Below are 18933 nucleotides of genomic sequence, written 5' to 3'. Positions count from 1 at the left end.
CAGGGCTCCTTAAGGGAGGTTTTAGGCAAGCGCTCTTCCTTTTTAAGGAAAGTTAACTTAATGTTTGGCGCCATCGGGGGGATAGGTGTCAATCACTAAGGGAGAGCCATGCTCAAAACAAGGGCCCGCCTGATAGCCGCAACCGCGGCCATGGTCGTCGCCGGTTCCATCGGGGCCGTGACCATGGCGAACGCTGCCGGCACCGTCACCGCCACCTACACCCAGACGTCCAACTGGGGCAGTGGCGCCGAGGGCAAGTACGTCATCAACAACGGCACCAGCGCCTCCGTCACCTGGACCGTCGTCTTCACGATGCCGGCCGGCACCTCCGTCACCTCCTCCTGGGACGCCGTCCTGACCGGCAGCGGCCAGACCCGCACCGCCACGGGCACGTGGAACGGCACGCTCGCCCCCGGTGGCAGCACGTCGTTCGGCTTCGTGACGTCCGGCTCGGGCACGCCCACCGCGTGCACCATCAACGGCGCCAACTGCGCCACCGGCTCCAGCCCGTCGGCGAGCCCGAGCAGCTCCCCCTCGGCCAGCCCCTCGGCGAGCGCCTCGCCGAGCAGCTCGCCGAGCAGCTCGCCCAGCCCGTCGACCAGCCCGACCAACCCGAACCCGGGCAAGAAGGTCATCGGCTACTTCACGAACTGGGCGCAGTACGGCCGCGGTTACCACGTGAAGAACATCCAGAACAGCGGCTCGGCCGCGAAGCTGACGCACATCAACTACGCGTTCGGCAACGTCACCAACGGCCAGTGCGTGATCGGTGACTCGTACACCGACTACGACCGCGCCTACTCGGCGGCCGAGAGCGTGGACGGCGTCGCCGACACCTGGGACGCCGGCGCGCTGCGCGGCAACTTCAACCAGCTGCGCAAGCTCAAGAAGCTGCACCCGAACCTGAAGATCGTGTGGTCGTTCGGCGGCTGGACCTGGTCCGGCGGCTTCGGCCAGGCCGCGGCCAACCCGGTCGCGTTCGCGAACTCCTGCTACAACCTGGTCGAGGACCCGCGCTGGGCCGACGTGTTCGACGGCATCGACATCGACTGGGAGTACCCGAACGCCTGTGGTCTGTCCTGCGACAGCAGCGGCCCGCTCGCGTTCCGCAACCTGATGCAGGCCCTGCGCAACCGGTTCGGCGCGAACAACCTGGTCACCGCCGCGATCACCGCGGACGGCAGCAACGGCGGCAAGCTCGACCTCACCGACTACGGCGCGGCCGCGCAGTACGTCGACTGGTACATGCCGATGACGTACGACTTCTTCGGCGCCTGGGCCGCCACCGGCCCGACCGCTCCGCACTCGCCGCTGAACTGCTACGCCGGCATCCCGCAGGCGGGCTTCTGCACCGAGGCGGCCATCGCCAAGCTGAAGAGCAAGGGTGTCCCGTCGGCCAAGCTGCTCATCGGCATCGGCTTCTACGGCCGCGGCTGGACCGGCGTCACCCAGGCCGCGCCCGGCGGCTCGGCCACCCAGGCCGCGCCCGGCACCTACGAGGCCGGCAACGAGGACTACCACGTGCTCAAGACCAAGTGCCCGGCCAACGGCACCGTCGGCGGCACCGCCTACTGCTTCAGCGGTGGGCAGTGGTGGAGCTACGACACCCCCTCGACGATCGCGGGCAAGATGACCTGGGCCAAGAACCAGAGCCTGGGCGGCGCGTTCTTCTGGGAGCTGTTCGGTGACACCTCCAACGGTGAGCTGATCACCGCGATCAAGAACGGCCTTGCCTGATCCAGCAGGGCTTTTCCAGGCGGCCCGCCAGGAACCTCGGGGTTCCGGCGGGCCGCCGCCTTTGTGCCCCCGGTGTGATCGAGATGACCATCGCGGCGCCGATAACCACTGCCGCCAGGTCAGGGTGCTCGGGCAGGATGGCTGCCGGAGGTAAAGACCCAAATGACCATCGAGCCTTACCGCAAGATCCTCGGACTCCCCGGCGTACGCGCATTGCTGCTGGTGGGGCTGGTGGCTCGTGTCCCGGTCATCGCGACAGGCATCGTGCTCACCCTGCACGTGGTGAACACGCTGCACCTCGGCTTCGCCCAGGCCGGCCTCGTCGGCACCGCCTCCACCCTCGGCTCCGCGATCGGCTCCCCGCTGGCCGGGCGGCTGATGGACCGGCACGGGCTGCGTCCCGTGCTCGCCGTGACCACCGTCGCCCAGCTGCTGTTCTGGATCGCCGCGCCGCGGCTCGGATACCACGCGCTGCTCATCGGCGCCCTCGTCGCCGGGGTGCTCGCGCTGCCCGTGTTCAGCCTGGTCCGGCAGTGCCTGGCCGCGCTCGTCCCGGCCGACCAGCGCCGCCCCGGGTTCGCCCTCGACTCGATGGCGGTCGAGCTGTCCTACATGCTCGCCCCCGCCGCGGCCGTCGCCGCCGTCACCGCCTTCGGCAGCCGCCCCACCATGTACGCCGTCGGCATCGGCGTGGTCGGCGCGGGCCTGCTGCTGATCGTGCTCGACCCGCCGACCCGCTCCGCGGAGGAGGCCGGAGCCGGGGACGCCGCCGTGCCGCGCCGCCAGTGGCTGCGCCCGCGCCTGTTCGCGCTGCTAGGCGTCAGCTCCGTGCTGACCTTCGTGCTCACCGCCACCGACCTCACCGTGATCGCCTCGCTCAAGGAGACCGGCCAGACCAACTGGACCGGCCTGGTCATCGCCGTCTGGTGCGGCTACTCGCTCATCGGCGGCTTCGTGTACGGCGCACTGCACCGCAGCGTGTCGCCGCTGCTGCTGGCCGGTGGGCTGTCGCTGTTCACCATCCCCGTCGGGCTGGTCGGCGGCGGCTGGTGGTGGCTGCTGCTCGCGCTGATCCCGGCCGGGGTGCTGTGCGCGCCGTCGCTGTCGGCGTCCATCGACACCATGAGCAAGTGGGTGCCGTCCGGGGCGCGCGGCGAGGCGATGGGCCTGCACGGGACCGCGCTGACGGTCGGCGTCGCCGCGGGCGCCCCGTTCGCCGGCGCGATCATCGACGGGTACGGGCCGCACTGGGCGTTCGCCGCCACCGGCGCGGCGGGCCTGCTCCTGGTCCTGATCGCACTCCCCCTCTGGCGCCTGGCCGGCGCCGGCACCCGCCCCGCCACCGCTCCGGTGACGGCCGTCGACACCGGGGTGATCCTCGCCGAGGCCCCCATCGCGGGCGCCGGAGCCACCCTCCCCGCCGTCGAACCCGTCGCGCCCCGCTAGCAGCCGCCACACCCGCGAAGCCCAGCCCAAGATCGGCGTCCGGTGTCAAGATCTGCGGTCTGACCACAGGTTCCGACACGAACCGCCGATCATGACCTGGCCACGTGAACCGGGCCGCGCCGCGCCACCCGGGGCCCGTGAACCGGGCGCGTGACGCGGGCCAAGTAGCTCAGGTGGGGCGGTGGGTGGGCTGGCAGCGGGGGCACCAGTAGGTGATGCGCTCGCCCTCGCCGTCCTTGCTGATGGGCCCGGCGCAGCGGCGGCAGGGCTGGGCGCGGCGGCCGTACACGTAGCTGGTCTCGCCGCGGCGCAGGGAGCCCGTGGTGGACTGGGTCCAGCGGCCGCGGTTCGCGGACAGCAGGCGCTGGCCGAGCGTCACCATGCCGGGCAGGTCGGGCACGTCGCCGACCGGCGTCCACGGCCACACCCCGCGCAGGAACAGCAGCTCGCACTTGTAGAGGTTGCCGATCCCGGCGAGATTGCGCTGGTCGAGCAGCGCCTCGGCGATCGGGCGAGCCGGGTCGGCGGACAGCCGCCGAACCGCCTCGCCGGGATCCCAGTCGGATCCGAGCAGGTCCGGCCCGAGATGGCCGACCACCTCCGCCTCCCGCTCGGTGGGCAGCAGCTTGAGCTCGTGCAGGTGGTAGCCGACCGCGACGGCCTGCGGCGCGCGCAGCACCACCCGGATCAGGTGCGCGGGCCGGGCGGTCCAGCGCTCGCCGGGGGCGTACACGCGCCAGGCCCCCTCCATACGCAGGTGGGAATGCAGCGTCAGGGCCCGGCCCGCCGGGGACGCCAGGCGCAGCAGCAGATGCTTGCCCCGGCAGGCCGACTCGGCCACGGTCCATCCGGCCAGATCGACGGTCGCCAGCTGCGGCACCCGGAAGTCCGAGGCGGCCAGCACCGCTCCCTGCAGCCCCTCCCGCAGCACCTTGGCCGTGTTCCAGACGGTGTCCCCCTCCGGCATGCCCCCATCCTGCCCCAACCCACCCCCGCCCAACCCCACCCGCCACTCGCCCCGGCCTCCGCCGAGCGAGATCGATCATGAAGTTAGGGCAGCGACACACCGTCGAACACGCCCTTAAGTTCATGATCAACGCAGCAGAAAAGGAAGGGCCCGGTCCGTGGTGGGACCGGGCCCTTGGTGGGCTGGGTGGGGTTAGACCTCGTGGTCGCCGCCCTGCTTGCCGTGGGAGTAGCTGGGGGCCTCGATGACGGGGGCCTTGGTGCCGGTGGAGACGGCCAGGTGGGGGAACTTGGCGTCGAAGGCGGGGCGCTCCGAGCGGATGCGGGGCATGCGGTCGAAGTTCCGCAGGGGCGGCGGGCAGCTCGTGGCCCACTCCAGGGAGTTGCCGTGGCCCCACGGGTCGTCGACGGTGACCACGGGGCCGGTGCGGTACGACTTCCACACGTTGTAGAGGAACGGCAGCGTGGAGGCGCCGAGGATGAACGCGCCGACGGTCGAGATCATGTTCAGCGCCGTGAAGCCGTCGCCCGGCAGGTAGTCGGCGTAGCGGCGGGGCATGCCCTCGGCGCCGAGCCAGTGCTGCACCAGGAAGGTGGCGTTGAAGCCGATCACGGTCAGCCAGAAGTGCACCTTGCCGAGCTTCTCGTCGAGCATCCGGCCGAACATCTTCGGGAACCAGAAGTAGATGCCGGCGTACACGGCGAACACGATGGTGCCGAAGAGCACGTAGTGGAAGTGCGCGACGACGAAGTACGAGTCCGAGACGTGGAAGTCGATCGGCGGGCTGGCCAGCAGCACGCCCGACAGGCCGCCGAACAGGAAGATCACCAGGAAGCCGAGCGAGAACAGCATCGGCGTCTCGAAGGTGATCTGCCCTCGCCACATGGTGCCGATCCAGTTGAAGAACTTCATACCGGTGGGCACGGCGATCAGGAAGCTCAGGAAGGAGAAGAACGGCAGCAGCACCTGGCCGGTGGCGAACATGTGGTGCGCCCACACGCTCATCGACAGCGCGGCGATCAGCAGGGTCGCGGCGACCAGACCGGTGTAGCCGAAGATCGGCTTGCGGCTGAAGACCGGGATGACCTCGGAGATGATGCCGAAGAACGGCAGCGCGACGATGTACACCTCGGGGTGGCCGAAGAACCAGAAGAGGTGCTGCCAGAGCATTGGCCCGCCGGTGGCGGGGTCGAACACGTGCGCGCCGAGGCGGCGGTCGGCCAGCAGGGCCAGCAGCGCGGCGGCCAGCAGCGGGAAGACCATGATCACCAGGAGGCTGGTGACGAGGATGTTCCAGGTGAAGATCGACATCCGGAACATCGTCATGCCGGGCGCGCGCAGGGTCAGGATCGTCGTGATCATGTTGACCGCGCCGAGGATGGTGCCCAGACCGGACAGCACCAGGCCGGCGATCCACATGTCGGCGCCGACGCCGGGCGAGTTGATCGCGTCGTTCAGCGGCGCGTACGCGAACCAGCCGAAGTCGGCGGCGCCGCCCGGGGTGATGAAGCCGGCCGTGGCCAGGCTCGCGCCGAACAGGTACAGCCAGTACGCGAAGGAGTTCAGCCGCGGGAACGAGACGTCCGGCGCGCCGATCTGGATCGGCACGACGTAGTTCGCGAACGCGAACACGATCGGCGTCGCGAAGAACAGCAGCATGATCGTGCCGTGCATGGTGAACAGCTGGTTGTACTGCTCCGGCGAGAGGTACTGCATGCCCGGCTGCGCCAGCTCGGCGCGCATGAGCAGCGCCATCAGGCCGCCGATCAGGAAGAACACGAAGGCGGTGACCATGTACATGATCCCGATCTGCTTCGCGTCCGTGGTGCGCAGCAGCCGTGCGATCGCGGAACCCTTGGTGAGCTTGCGCACGGGGTATGGCCGGGTCGCGATCGGCTGCGGTGCGACGGTGGTCACGTCTGGCCTCCTGTAGCTGGCCCGGCTGCCGCGGCGCCCCACTCTCGCGCCGCCACCCGGATTGATCATTCGAGGCGTACCTCGGAGGCAGAATAATCCTTCGCGAGGGGCCGCGGACCACGGGGTGCACCTGGCACGCCGGTTTATCCACGGGGACGGCCCGGCACCCTCCCCTCCGGAGGGGCGCCGGGCCGTCGCGCGTGGACGGCGCGCAGGTCAGCGAGTGCCCGCCGAGGCGCCGAGGTTGAACTCGATGGCGCCGGCCGCGACGGCGCCCAGCGCGAGCAGGATCACGCCCCAGCCGATGAGCCGGTCGGCCGCGTTGATGCGGTGCAGCCAGCGGGAGAAGCGGTTGCCGTTGGTGGCGGCGGTGCCGCCCAGGGGGTCGGTCGTGGTGGCGCCCGCCGGGTCGGGCGTGAGGGTCTTCACCACGGTGACCGTGGCACCGGCCAGGACGAGCAGGGTGCCCAGCACGGCCAGCAGGCCGGCGATCCATTCCTTCATGATCATCCTCCCCAGATAGGGATGCCGCCGGTCGGGGTGCCGGCGACGCCTCAGGTTAGTCCCGGCCCCGCTCGGCAGCGCGGCCTGGACGTGAGATCGTTTGAGGTATGGCGAAGAAGCCTCCGCGCGACGACGTGGGTGACCGGAATCTCACCGTGCGCGGCCCCAAGGCCGCGGCCGCCGGGCTGCCCGGCGTCGGGCACGGCCTCGCCGCGGCGGTCAACCAGATGGGGGTACGCCGCACCGCGCTCACCCTGGTCCGGGTGAACCAGGCGGGCGGCTTCGACTGCCCCGGCTGCGCCTGGCCGGAGCCCGCCCCGGAGCACCGCGCGCACGCCGAGTTCTGCGAGAACGGGGCCAAGGCGGTGGCCGAGGAGGCCACCCTGCGCCGCATCACGCCCGAGTTCTTCGCCCGGCACTCCGTGGCCGATCTTGCCGACAAGAGCGACTACTGGCTGGGCCAGCAGGGCCGGCTGACCACGCCGATGGTCAAGCACCCGGGCGCGACGCACTTCCGGCCGCTGGGCTGGGCGCAGGCGTTCGCGCTGGCCGCCGAGCACCTCCGGGCGATCGAGCCGGACGAGGCGCTGTTCTACACCTCCGGGCGCACCTCGAACGAGGCGGCGTTCGTGTACCAGCTGTTCGCGCGGGCGTACGGCACGAACAACCTGCCGGACTGCAGCAACATGTGCCACGAGTCGTCGGGCGTGGCGCTGGGCGCGACCATCGGCATGGGCAAGGGCTCGGTCACCCTCGACGACGTGCACGACGCGAAGCTGATCGTGGTGGTCGGCCAGAACCCGGGCACCAACCACCCGCGCATGCTCACCGCGCTGGAGCGGGCCAAGCAGCGTGGCGCGAAGATCATCTCGATCAACCCGCTGCCCGAGGCGGGCCTGATCCGGTTCAAGAACCCGCAGAAGGCGAGCGGCCTGGTCGGCTCCGGGACCCCCCTGGCCGACCTGCACCTGCCGGTCCGGGTCGGCGGCGACCTGGCCCTGTTCCAGGCGATCGGCGCGCTGCTGCTGGCGTGGGGCGCGGTGGACGAGAGCTTCGTCACGGCGTACACCTCAGGCTTCGAGGACTATGCCGCCGGGCTGGCGCAGCTGGACGCGGAGCTGGTGGCCCGCGCGACCGGCCTGTCCCCCGCCGAGATCGAGGCCGCGGCGCGGCTGTTCGCGGAGTCCGAGGCGACCGTGGTGTGCTGGGCCATGGGGCTCACCCAGGGCCGCGACGCGGTCGCCACCATCCAGGAGATCGTGAACGTGCAGCTGCTGCGCGGCATGATCGGCAAGCCGGGCGCGGGCCTGTGCCCGGTGCGCGGCCACTCCAACGTGCAGGGCGACCGCACCATGGGCATCTGGCACGAGCCGCCCACCTGGCTGGCCGGGCTGGGCGACCGGCTGTCGCTGACCATGCCGAGCAGGCGGGGGTACGACACCGTCGAGGCGATCCGGGCCATGCGCGACGGGCACGCCAAGGTGTTCTTCGCCGTCGGCGGCAACTTCGCCGCGGCCACGCCCGACACCGACGTCACCGAGGCGGCGCTGCGCTCGTGCACGCTCACCGCGCACGTGTCCACCAAGCTCAACCGCTCGCACGTGGTCACCTCCGACGAGCAGACCGTGCTGATCCTGCCCTGCCTGGGCCGCACCGAGCGGGACGTGCAGGCCGCCGGGGAGCAGTTCGTCACCGTCGAGGACTCGATGTCGAACGTGCACGCCTCCCGCGGCCGCCTCGACCCGGCCTCGCCGCAGCTGCTGTCCGAGGTCGCCATCGTGTGCGCGCTGGCCCGCGCGGTGCTGCCGGAGTCCACGGTGCCGTGGGAGTCGTACGCGCAGGACTACCGGTCCGTGCGGGCGCTGATCGAGCAGACCGTGCCCGGCTTCGACGGCTTCGAGGCGAAGGTACGCACGCCCGCCGGGTTCACCCTGCCGCACCCGCCGCGCGACAGCCGCACCTTCCCCACCGCCGACGGCAGGGCGCGCTTCACCGCCAGCCCGATCCAGCTGCTGGAGGTGCCCGAGGGCCGCCTGCTGCTGCAGACCGTACGCAGCCACGACCAGTACAACACCACGATCTACGGCCTCGACGACCGTTACCGGGGCGTCAAGGCGGGCCGCCGGGTCGTCTTCGTCAACCCCGACGACCTCGCCACGCTCGGCCTGGCCGACGGCGCCATGGTGGACCTGATCTCCGAGTGGGCCGACGGGGAGCGGCGCGCGCCCGCCTTCCGGGTGATCGCGTACCCGACGGTGCGCGGCTGCGCCGCGACCTACTTCCCCGAGGCGAACGTGCTCGTCCCGCTGGACTCGACGGCAGCGGGCTCGAACACGCCCACCTCGAAGCAGATCATCGTGCGGCTGCAGCCGGCCTGATGGGCGCCGCGAGCTCACGGCGGCAGGTGACCCGCATCGACCTCGGCGGGTCCGCCCCACTGCGCCGCCAGGACACCCTCACCGCGGAAGAACCGCTGGAGATCCGCGTCGGCCACCGCCGCGGCCCCCGCCCGCCGCTCGCCGTCACCATGCGCACCCCCGGCGACGAACTCGACCTCGCCCTCGGCTTCCTCCTCACCGAAGGCGTCATCACCCACCCCTCCGACGTCCTCACCGCCCAGCTCTGCGGCGATGAAAGGAAGGGCACCTTCGTCGGCTCGCGTCAGCGAGACGAGCAGAGGCTCAGCACGTTATCCGTAGAGGAAGGGCACCTTCTTAACGCCTCGCAGGTCACGGGCGGCAGCCGCCCCGGCATCGCGCCCGAGCCGGTCGGTGGCGGCCTTCTCGACGCGAGGCCGCCCGCCGGCACCTACAACGTGGTGGACGTGGTGCTGGCCGACCACGTCGCACCACCGGACGCCGGGGTGGAGCGCAACTTCTACACCACGTCGTCGTGCGGGGTGTGCGGCAAGGCCAGCATCGACGCGATCCGGACCCGCTCGCGGTTCGACGTTGCCGCCGATCCGGTGACCGTCGGCGCGCGCGTCCTGGCGGGCCTGCCGGACCGGCTGCGGGCGGCCCAGCGCACGTTCGAGCGCACCGGCGGGCTGCACGCGGCCGGGCTGTTCACCACCACCGGGGAGCTGGTCGCCGTCCGCGAGGACGTGGGCCGGCACAACGCCGTCGACAAGCTGATCGGGATGCAGCTGCGCGCCGGGCGGCTGCCGCTGGCCGGGCACGTGCTGCTCGTCTCCGGCCGGGCGAGCTTCGAGCTGACGCAGAAGGCGTGGATGGCCGGGATCAGCGTGATGGCGGCGGTCTCCGCGCCCAGCACCCTGGCCGTCGACCTCGCCGAGGAGGCCGGGATGACCCTGGTCGGCTTCCTGCGGGGCCAGACCATGAATGTGTACGCGGGACAGCAGCGCATCCTGGCTTGAGGCCGCCCCGCGCAGGTCCACTCCTCGACGCCAGCCGCACCTGAAGCGTTAAGAAGGTGCCCTTCCTCTACCGAAAACGATAAGAAGGTGCCCTTCCTTTCCTACCAGTGGAGGGCGTGGGAGTGCTGGTAGTCGCCGTCGGCGGCGACGAGCCAGCTGTGCTGGGGGCCGTCGGCGACCAGGGCGGTGGTGCCGGTCAGGCGGCACAGGCGGGTGGCGAGTTCGAGTTCGCTGACGCCGGTGGCGCGGGCCAGGGAGTCCCCGGCGGAGAGTTCGCAGCCGTACGGCGGGTCGCCGGCGTCGGGGTTGATCCACACGGTGGCGCTGACGTCGGCCGCGCTCATCAGCTCGTCGGCGGTGCCCACGAAGACGTCGGCGGGATCGAGGCCGAACGCCTCGTGCAGCGCCTGCCGCAGCGCCCCGGCCGGGGTCGCCGAGGCGAAGGAGACGCTGTACGCCGCCCGGCCGTCCTGCGCGGCCTGCCAGATCTGGTCGATCGCCCGGCGCAGGTAACCGGCGAGGCCCTCGGGCTGCAGGTTCAGCTCGCCGATCGTCTCGGCCGTGAACGGCACCCGCACCACGTCGTATGTGCCCTTCGCCGGGTCGGTGAACTCGTGCCCGTACCGGCTCGCGAAGTCCATGGAGAGCAGCCGGCAGGCGAACAGGTGGTGCCGCTGCCAGCCGTCGTCGCGGGGCGCGTCGACGAAGGTGAGCGGCACCGGCGGGGTGACCACGGCCCGCAGCTCCTCGTCCAGCTCCCGGTAGAGCGCCGCGAGCAGGTTCGCGTCGCCGGGCTCCACCCCGCCGCCGGGCGCCGACCAGTAGCGCGGCACGCCGGGCCGGGTCCGTTCGAACAGGACCACGTCGTCGCCGTCGAGCAGCACGGCGCGGACGCGGTGACGGTGCGGGACGGCGACCATGACTTCAGCGTCGTACGCCGCGACGGCTTTGTCGACCGGAAGACGGATTCTCAGCCGTACGCGCGGCGTCTGTCAGGAAACGTGATTGAGTCTCGCCAGACGCGTCCGCTGCTGGTATATGTGATGGGCCGTAAGCCGGGTCACAGGAAGCCGGGTTCAGGAAGTGGTCGCCATGGTCAGCTCAGCCAGCCCCTCCCCGGGCGAGGACGAGACGATCGACATGCTGTTCCACCTGTCGCGGCGCTCGCAGGCGATGGTGGACCGGCTGATCAGCTGCCTGGACCGGATGGAGCAGGTCGAGCCGGACGCCGACCGCATGAAGGACGTCTTCGAGCTGGACTTCCTCGCCATCCGCATGCGGCGCAACGACGAGAGCCTGCTGGTGCTCGCGGGCGGCGAGTCGGCCCGGATCCGGCGCGACCCGGTCACCCTGGTCGAGGTGCTGCACGGCGCCCGCTCCGAGGTCGAGGACTACCGCCGGATCGAGTTCGGCGTGATCGACGAGAGCCTGCTGGTCGCCGCGCCGGTCGTCAACGACCTGGTGCACCTGCTGGCCGAGCTGTTCGACAACGCCGCCGCATTCTCCCCGCCGGACAGCGCGATCCTGGTCGAGGCCCGCAAGGTGGCCGACCGGGCGGTGCTGCTGGTCGAGGACCGGGGCATCGGCATGGGCGCGCAGCGGCTGCGCGAGCTGAACCAGCGCCTGGCCGGCCCCAGCCCCGTCACGGCGGCGACGGTGCGCCAGATGGGCATCGAGGTGGTCAGCCGCCTCGCTCAGCGCCACGAGATCCGCGTCGAGCTGGAGTCCCTGGAACGCGGCATAGCCGCCTCCGTCGTCCTCCCCTCCCACGCCCTCGTCTAACCCCCACCCCACCCACCCCACCCACCCACCCCACGCCGCCCCGCCCCGCCCCGTCCGAGGCGCGTCCCGCGGCCAAGGTCATCGGACTTGCCTGGCAGGTGGGGGAAAGCGCGGCCAAGATACGCCCATGTGCCAGGCAAGTCGGGCGATCTTGGGGCCCGCCCCACGGGCCGGGGCGCGGCGGGGGCGGGGCTGGGGAGGGGCGTCGTGAAAGTGGGTTGGGGGATCCGGGAGAATGGGGGGGTTCGCTTTCTCATGGAAGGACGTGCCGATCGTGGCCGCAAACCCGGAGGCCGACTGGGTCTCCCGCTTCGCTGACGAGGTCATCGCCGAGGCAGAGCGTCGCGCTCCGGGCAAACCGATCGTCTGCGCGTCGGGACTGAGCCCGTCCGGCCCGATCCACCTGGGCAACCTGCGCGAGGTGATGACCCCGCACCTGGTCGCCGACGAGGTCCGGCGGCGCGGGCACGAGGTCGAGCACATCATCAGCTGGGACGACTACGACCGCTACCGCAAGGTGCCGGTGGGCGTCGCGGGCGTGGACGAGTCCTGGGCCGCGCACATCGGCAAGCCGCTGACCTCGGTCCCGGCCCCGGCCGGCAGCGCGTACCCGAACTGGGCGGAGCACTTCAAGGCCGCGATGATCGAGTCGCTGGCGCAGTTGGGCGTCGAGTACCGGGGCATCAGCCAGACGCAGATGTACACCTCCGGGGCGTACCGCGAGCAGATCCTGCTGGCCATGCGCGAGCGCAACAAGATCGACGCGGTGCTGGACCGCTACCGCACCAAGGGCCGCACGGCGGGCGCGCCGCAGCAGGGCAAGCTGGACGAGGAAGAGGCAGCGGCGGCGCAGGAGGCCGCCGAGGGCTCCGGCGCGGCGAGCGAGGACGACGGCACCGGCGCGGCGGGCTACTACCCGTACAAGCCGTACTGCTCGGTCTGCGACCGCGACCTGACCACGGTGGTGTCCTACGACGACGACACGACCGAGCTGGCCTACACCTGCCAGTGCGGGCACACCGAGACCATCCGGCTGTCCGAGCACAACCGGGGCAAGCTGGTGTGGAAGGTCGACTGGCCGATGCGCTGGGCGTACGAGGGCGTGGTGTTCGAGCCGAGCGGCGTCGACCACTCCTCCCCCGGCTCGTCGTTCCAGGTCGGCGGGCAGCTCGTGGGCGAGGTCTTCGGCGGGCAGCAGCCGATCGGCCCGATGTACGCCTTCGTCGGCATCTCCGGCATGGCGAAGATGAGCAGCTCGCGGGGTGGCGTGCCGACGCCCGCCGACGCGCTGCAGATCATGGAGCCGCCGCTGCTGCGCTGGCTCTACGCCCGCCGCCGCCCCAATCAGGCCTTCAAGATCGCCTTCGACCAGGAGATCCAGCGCCTGTACGACGAGTGGGACACCCTGGGCCGCAAGGTCGCCGAGGACGCCGCGAACCCGGCCGACGCCGCCGCGTACAGCCGCGCCGTGGGCACCGCCGCCGGCCCGCTGCCGGTGACGCCGCACCCGCTGCCGTACCGGACACTCGCCTCGATCGTCGACATCACCACCGGCGACCCGGAGCAGACCCTGCGCATCCTGCGCGACCTCGACCCGGCCGACCCGGTCACCTCCCTCGACGAGACCCGCCCCCGCCTGGATCGCGCCCAGCACTGGATCACCACCCAGGTCCCCGTCGACCAGCGCACCCGCGTCAACGCCGAGCCCGACGCCACCCTGCTGGCCAAACTCGACGACACCGAGCGCGAGAGCCTGCGCCTCCTCCTGTCCGGCCTCGACGACCACTGGTCCCTGGAGGGCCTGACCACCCTGGTCTACGGCGTCCCCAAGCAGCGCCTCGGCCTCCCCATGGACGTCAAGCCCACCCCGGAACTCAAGGTCGCCCAGCGCGAGTTCTTCGCCCTCCTGTACCACCTCCTGGTCGGCCGCGACACCGGCCCGCGCCTCCCCACGCTCCTCCTCGCGGTAGGCCCCGACCAGGTCCGCAAACTCCTCACCCCCTGACCCACCCCTGCTGCGTCGATCTTGCGTGAACTGTGGGGACGACACGCCCCTTCCGGGCATATCCCTAACAGTTCGCGCAAGATCGACGCGATCTTGGGCCGCGGCACGCTGCCGCGCCCGACCCGCGGGCCTGGCGGGCTACGGGGTGAGCAGGGTGGCGCGGAGGCGGGTCACGAAGGGCTCGTCGATGCCGAGGCGCTGTTCGGCGTAGCCGCGCAGCGAGCCGTAGTTGTCGGTGACCCAGGCCAGGAACAGGGTCATCACCTCGGCGGGGGCGCGGCCGTAACCGCGCCACGTCGGCGGGTTGCCGCTGCGGGCGACCCAGTCGGCGACCAGGCGCTCGCTGGCCAGCTCGGTGAGCGCGTAGTCGGCCACGATGACGTCCTCCGGCACGTCCAGCAGCGCCAGCACCAGCGCCGCGACCAGGCCGGTGCGGTCCTTGCCGGAGGCGCAGTGGAACACCACGGGCGCGTTGTCCGCGGCGGCGATCACGTCGAGCGCCTGGCGCAGCTCGGCGACCCCGTCCTCGGCCACCTCGGTGTACTTCTCCGCGAGAAACGGCCCGGTGGGCAGGTCGGCGTCCTGATCGGCCTGCCGGTACGGCCGGTGCTCGATGCTGAGGTTGTGGTACGCCAGCCCGGCGTGCTCGCGCACCCGCCCGGCGCGTTCGATCTCCCACGGGTAGCGCAGGTCGATCACGGTGCGCACGCCCAGCTCCGTGAAGCGCGCCCAGTCGGCGTCGTCCATCTTCGACAGTGCGTCGGACCGGTAGAGCCGTCCCCACCGCACGGTCCTGCCCTCGTGCCCGCGATAGCCGCCCAGGTCCCGGAAGTTGTGTACGCGCCCGAACGCGATGTGTCTGTCCACACGCGGCACGGTAGCCGAGCAGGCTCCGCATAGCCGATCAGGATGATTTCCGCAATCTACTCAAAACGGGCGAATCGCTGTACCGTCGTCAGCAGCCGCGGCACCACGAAACTGCACGTCATCGCCAGGTAACACGTCAGGAGACGGTGATGCAAGCGTTCACCCTGCCCGATTTCTACCTGCCCCACCCGGCACGGCTCAATCCGCACGAGCAGCACGCCCGCGACCACTCCAACGAGTGGGCCCGCGCGATGGGCATGCTCGACGCACCCGGCCCGTCCGGGGAACCGGTGTGGGACCAGGAGAAACTGAGCAAGCACGACTACGCGCTGATGTGCGCGTACACCCATCCCGACTGCGACTGTCCGACGCTGGACCTGGTCACCGACTGGTACGTGTGGGTCTTCTTCTTCGACGACCACTTCCTGGAGTCCTTCAAGTACGACCGCGACCTCAAGGGGGCGCAGGAGTACCTGGACCGGCTGGAACTGTTCATGACCGAGCCGGGGCAGACGCCGCCCGAGGCACGCAACCCGGCCGAGGCGGGGCTGGCCGACCTGTGGGCGCGCACCGTCCCGCACATGTCCGACGGCTGGCGGCGGCGCTTCGTCACCAGCACGCACAACCTCATGGTCGAGTCCATGTGGGAGCTGGAGAACATCTCCCGGCACCGGATCGCCAACCCCATCGAGTACATCGAGATGCGGCGGCGGGTCGGCGGCGCACCCTGGTCGGCCAACCTGGTCGAGTACGCCTGCGGCGCCGAGCTGCCGGACCGGCTGGCCGGGCAGCGCCCGCTGCGGGTGCTGCGCGACACCTTCTCCGACGCGGTGCACCTGCGCAACGACCTGTTCTCGTACCAGCGCGAGGTGGCCCAGGAGGGCGAGAACTCCAACGCGGTGCTGGTGCTGGAGCGCTTCCTGGAGGTGGCGCCGCAGCGCGCCGCGGACCTGGTCGGCGAGCTGCTCACCTCGCGGCTGCACCAGTTCGAGAACACGGTGCTCACCGAGCTGCCGCTGATGTTCGCCGAGCACGCGGCCACCCCGCCGGAGCAGCTCGCGGTCAGCCTGTACGCCAAGGGCCTGCAGGACTGGCAGGCCGGCGGGCACGAGTGGCACGCCCGGTCCAGCCGCTACCAGAAGATCGAGGAGCGGGCCGGCAGCGGACCGCTGGCCCCGGGCATCCCGACCCTGCTCGGCCAGTACGCGCACGTGCCGCTGGCGCGGCGCTCCGGCCACCTGCCGCTGCCCGCCTTCCACATGCCGTACCGGCCGCACACCAGCCCGCACCTGGCCCGCGCCCGGCGGCAGGTGGTGGCCTGGGGCCGGTCGATGGGCTTCTTCGACCCGGTGCCGGGCACCGGCGTGCACGGGCTGTGGGACGAGCGCTCGCTGGCGGGGTTCGACTTCGCGCACTGCGCCGCGATGATCCACGCCCACGGCACCCCGGAGCAGGTCGAGCTGTCGTCGGACTGGCTCGCCTGGGGCACCTACGGCGACGACCTGTTCCCGGTGCAGTACGGCCGGGGCCGGGACTACCTCGGCGCGAAGGCGCAGAACGCCCGGCTGTCGCTGTTCCTGCCGCTGGACGGCGCGGCGCTGCCGGAGCCGCTGAACCCGCTGGAACGGGGCCTGGCGGACCTGTGGCGGCGCACCGCGGGCCCGATGGCGCCGGCCGCGCGGGCCCGCTTCCGCAAGTCCGTCGAGGACATGACCGCGTCCTGGCTGTGGGAGCTGGCCAACCAGCTCCAGAACCGGGTGCCCGACCCGGTCGACTACGTGGAGATGCGCCGGGCCACCTTCGGCTCGGACATGACCATGGGCCTGGCCCGCCTGACCCACGCCGGGCAGGTGCCCGACGAGGTGTACGAGCACCGGGTGATGCAGCAGCTGGAGCACGCCGCGCAGGACTACGCCTGCTTCACCAACGACGTGTTCTCGTACCAGAAGGAGATCGAGTACGAGGACGAGATCCACAACATGGTGTTCGTGGTGGAACGCTTCCTCGGCTGCGACCGGCTCGCCGCCCGGGACGTGGTCGCGAAGCTGATGACCGAGCGCATGCGGCAGTTCGAGCACACCGTGGCGGTCGAGCTGCCCGCGATGTGCCGGCAGCTGGGCCTGGACGACGAGATGTGCGGGCAGCTCGGCGCGTACGCCGACCACCTGAAGGACTGGATGTCGGGCATCCTGCGCTGGCACCAGCAGTGCGTGCGCTACTCGGCCGCTTCGCTGGCGCAGCGCAGCCCCGGCCTGAGCCTGCCGCACGCGCCGGCGGTGCCGCTGCCGTCGGGGCTGGGCATGTCCGCGGTACGCGTACTGGAGTGGCTGCATCCGGTGCACCTGAACTGAACGGGGGCCGTACGGCGGCGGCGCGGGTATCGGGGAGGGTGCTCCTCGACGCCCGCGCCGCCGCGTGCTCGGCCCCACCAGCGAGCCCGTGAGCTGTGCCAGAAGCTCACAATCTATCGATGTTAATAGATTGTTTCAAGCCCGGAGAGGCATTGATATCTGACACTCTATCGATCTATGGCCACGCTTAGTATATCGGCGATCGCCGAAGAGTCACATTCGGTGATCTCCGTCCCCGTCCGTCCCCGACACCGGAGGCCCTCGTGGTCCGACTCGCCCGCGCCGCCGTCACCGCCATCCTGGCGATCGGCGGCACCCTCATCGCGGCCGCCCCCGCCGAAGCCGCGGTCATCGACGTGAGCTGCACGTCGCCCAACAGCACCAACGTCATCACGTTCAGCCCGCCGCTGACGCTGGTGAACCAGCTCACGGTCGTGTCCCGCGCCACCAAGTACGAGCCCTGCCGGGCGCCGCGCTGGCCCAACCTGGTGGCCGGCAAGGAGAGCAAGACGATCACCATGTTCGACGACTGCACCATGGTCCTCGGCACGCTGAACGTCAACTTCACCATCACCTGGAACACCGGCCAGACCACCACGGTCAGCGCCGTACGCACGGCGTCGCTGTCCGGCTCCAGCCTCGTGGTGACCTTCAACGGCACCGTGACCGCCGGCCTGTTCCTCGGCAGCAACGTCAACCAGGTGTTCGTCGGCTCCGGCGTCGACCTCATCAACTGCCTGAACGGGCGCGGCGAGGTCAAGAGCATCGTGTCCCGGGTCAACCTGACCATCTCGCACTGACGCGCGCCCGCCGCGGCGGCCCCGCCCTTGGCCGCCCGCGTAGCAGCGGGCCCGCGCATGATCGGGGGTTCGTGTCGGAAAGTGCGGCCACACCACAGGTTCTGACACGAACCAGCGATCATCGGCGGACAAAGAAAGACGCCCAGGTCTACGACCTGGGCGTCTTTCTTTGGTGGAGCCGAGGGGACTCGAACCCCTGACCCCCACACTGCCAGTGTGGTGCGCTACCAGCTGCGCCACGGCCCCTTGTTACTGGTAAGTCCCCGTTTGACGTTTCCGTGTCCCGGGCACCTGCGAAATAGTACACGGCCCCGGGCCCCTCGCAAAAACGGGTATCCCGGCGAGTTGACCAGGAGGTTGTGCACCCGCCACGCCGGTCGATCATGAACTTGAGTTCATGATCGGCCAGGAGGTGGGCTGGTCAGTTGAGGGAGACGTCCGGGGGGTAGTTGGCCACCGCGGCGGTCATGCCGCCCTGGCGGCGCAGGACCAGGGACCACAGCTCCTCGGGCTGGGTGCGGAACGGGTCGCTGGGCAGCGCCTCGAACACCAGCCAGGCGTTCTCCTCGATCTCCTGCTCCAGCTGCCCGGCACCCCAGCCGGCGTAGCCGTGATAGACCCGCACGCACTCCAGCCGCTGGCCGATGCGGGCCGGATCACGGCTGAGGTCCACGGTGCCGATCTGGCCCATCACCCGGCTGAAGCCGACGAAGCCGGCCACGCCCGCGCGGGCACGGGCCACGCAGATCGCCGAGTCGGTGCCCACCGGGCCGCCCTCGAACAGCACTCCGGGCTCGCGCAGCAGCGGCTCCCAGCCGGGCAGGATGTCCCCGACCACCGCCTCGGTGGGCCTGTTCAGCACCACCCCGAGCGCCCCGTCCGCCTCGTGGGCCAGGACGAAGACGACCGTACGCTCGAAATTGGGGTCTCGCAGCGAGGGCAGGGCAACCAGCAGGTGCCCGGTCAGTGACTCCACCGCGTCCCGCCCCGTGCCCTTCCCCGCCTTGTCGTGCCGCGTTATGTGCGGCTCTCCCGACGCCATGTCTGGCACCCTATCCGTCCGGAGGCGGCACGGTCAGGGTCTCCGCGTGGCAACTGCGCCAAAGTTCCCCGTCTCGGTGAACCCGACCGCGCTGACCTGGTTGTGCCGCACCGTCTGAGACCAACCCGACACGCCGCCT

The 18933-nt window shown here is 70.9% G+C and carries 14 protein-coding genes and 1 tRNA gene; 8 read left to right on the top strand and 7 right to left on the bottom strand.

Annotated features, from left to right (window positions below):
• Window positions 1-108: 108 nt before the first annotated feature.
• Both Cba03nite_RS30325 and Cba03nite_RS30320 read left to right on the top strand, forming a co-directional pair.
• Window positions 109-1737: a glycosyl hydrolase family 18 protein gene (locus Cba03nite_RS30325; protein ID WP_203753515.1), complete on the top strand. Its 1629-nt coding sequence runs from the start codon at window positions 109-111 to the stop codon at window positions 1735-1737.
• Window positions 1738-1899: 162 nt separating this feature from the next.
• Window positions 1900-3183, top strand: coding sequence for an MFS transporter (locus tag Cba03nite_RS30320; RefSeq protein WP_203753512.1), 1284 nt, complete (start codon window positions 1900-1902; stop codon window positions 3181-3183).
• Window positions 3184-3352: 169 nt separating this feature from the next.
• Here Cba03nite_RS30320 and Cba03nite_RS30315 read toward each other — a convergent pair whose 3' ends face one another.
• From Cba03nite_RS30315 to Cba03nite_RS30305, 3 genes are all read right to left on the bottom strand, one after another.
• Window positions 3353-4150, bottom strand: a complete 798-nt coding sequence (locus Cba03nite_RS30315) for a DNA-formamidopyrimidine glycosylase family protein (protein WP_203753509.1) — start codon at window positions 4148-4150, stop codon at window positions 3353-3355.
• Window positions 4151-4342: 192 nt separating this feature from the next.
• On the bottom strand, window positions 4343-6067 hold the full coding sequence (gene ctaD / locus Cba03nite_RS30310; RefSeq protein ID WP_203753505.1) for an aa3-type cytochrome oxidase subunit I: 1725 nt from the start codon (window positions 6065-6067) through the stop codon (window positions 4343-4345).
• Between the two features lie 216 nt (window positions 6068-6283).
• On the bottom strand, window positions 6284-6571 hold the full coding sequence (locus tag Cba03nite_RS30305; protein WP_203753502.1) for a hypothetical protein: 288 nt from the start codon (window positions 6569-6571) through the stop codon (window positions 6284-6286).
• A gap of 107 nt (window positions 6572-6678) precedes the next feature.
• Between Cba03nite_RS30305 and Cba03nite_RS30300 the strand changes: the two genes are divergently transcribed.
• Together Cba03nite_RS30300 and fdhD are read left to right on the top strand one after the other, a co-directional pair.
• Complete coding sequence (locus Cba03nite_RS30300) at window positions 6679-8949, top strand: FdhF/YdeP family oxidoreductase (RefSeq protein WP_203753499.1); 2271 nt, start codon at window positions 6679-6681, stop codon at window positions 8947-8949.
• Window positions 8949-9947, top strand: coding sequence for a formate dehydrogenase accessory sulfurtransferase FdhD (fdhD, locus tag Cba03nite_RS30295; RefSeq protein WP_203753496.1), 999 nt, complete (start codon window positions 8949-8951; stop codon window positions 9945-9947). The genes Cba03nite_RS30300 and fdhD overlap by 1 nt, the downstream gene beginning before the upstream one ends.
• 101 nt (window positions 9948-10048) lie before the next feature.
• Here fdhD and Cba03nite_RS30290 read toward each other — a convergent pair whose 3' ends face one another.
• Window positions 10049-10867: an NUDIX domain-containing protein gene (locus Cba03nite_RS30290; protein ID WP_203753493.1), complete on the bottom strand. Its 819-nt coding sequence runs from the start codon at window positions 10865-10867 to the stop codon at window positions 10049-10051.
• A gap of 172 nt (window positions 10868-11039) precedes the next feature.
• Here Cba03nite_RS30290 and Cba03nite_RS30285 point away from each other — a divergent pair, with 172 nt between their 5' ends.
• Entirely contained in the window at window positions 11040-11729 is a 690-nt protein-coding gene (locus Cba03nite_RS30285) for a sensor histidine kinase (RefSeq protein ID WP_203753490.1), read from the top strand.
• A 274-nt stretch (window positions 11730-12003) separates the two neighbouring features.
• On the top strand, window positions 12004-13734 hold the full coding sequence (gene lysS / locus Cba03nite_RS30280) for a lysine--tRNA ligase (protein ID WP_203753487.1): 1731 nt from the start codon (window positions 12004-12006) through the stop codon (window positions 13732-13734).
• Window positions 13735-13872: 138 nt separating this feature from the next.
• Here the strand turns inward: lysS and Cba03nite_RS30275 are convergent, their stop codons facing one another.
• Window positions 13873-14601 (bottom strand): tyrosine-protein phosphatase, encoded by a 729-nt coding sequence (locus Cba03nite_RS30275; protein WP_203753485.1) that lies wholly within the window; start codon window positions 14599-14601, stop codon window positions 13873-13875.
• Window positions 14602-14750: 149 nt separating this feature from the next.
• Between Cba03nite_RS30275 and Cba03nite_RS30270 the strand changes: the two genes are divergently transcribed.
• Complete coding sequence (locus tag Cba03nite_RS30270) at window positions 14751-16952, top strand: terpene synthase family protein (RefSeq protein ID WP_203753483.1); 2202 nt, start codon at window positions 14751-14753, stop codon at window positions 16950-16952.
• A 263-nt stretch (window positions 16953-17215) separates the two neighbouring features.
• Window positions 17216-17752: a hypothetical protein gene (locus tag Cba03nite_RS30265; protein ID WP_203753481.1), complete on the top strand. Its 537-nt coding sequence runs from the start codon at window positions 17216-17218 to the stop codon at window positions 17750-17752.
• Between the two features lie 170 nt (window positions 17753-17922).
• Here Cba03nite_RS30265 and Cba03nite_RS30260 read toward each other — a convergent pair.
• Together Cba03nite_RS30260 and Cba03nite_RS30255 are read right to left on the bottom strand one after the other, a co-directional pair.
• Window positions 17923-17998: transfer RNA gene (locus tag Cba03nite_RS30260), tRNA-Ala, on the bottom strand.
• A 175-nt stretch (window positions 17999-18173) separates the two neighbouring features.
• Complete coding sequence (locus tag Cba03nite_RS30255) at window positions 18174-18794, bottom strand: YqgE/AlgH family protein (RefSeq protein ID WP_203753479.1); 621 nt, start codon at window positions 18792-18794, stop codon at window positions 18174-18176.
• Window positions 18795-18933 lie beyond the last annotated feature (139 nt).

It is taken from the genome of Catellatospora bangladeshensis (assembly GCF_016862575.1).
Taxonomy (GTDB): domain Bacteria; phylum Actinomycetota; class Actinomycetes; order Mycobacteriales; family Micromonosporaceae; genus Catellatospora; species Catellatospora bangladeshensis.
This window is presented reverse-complemented; position numbering and strand designations above follow the sequence as displayed.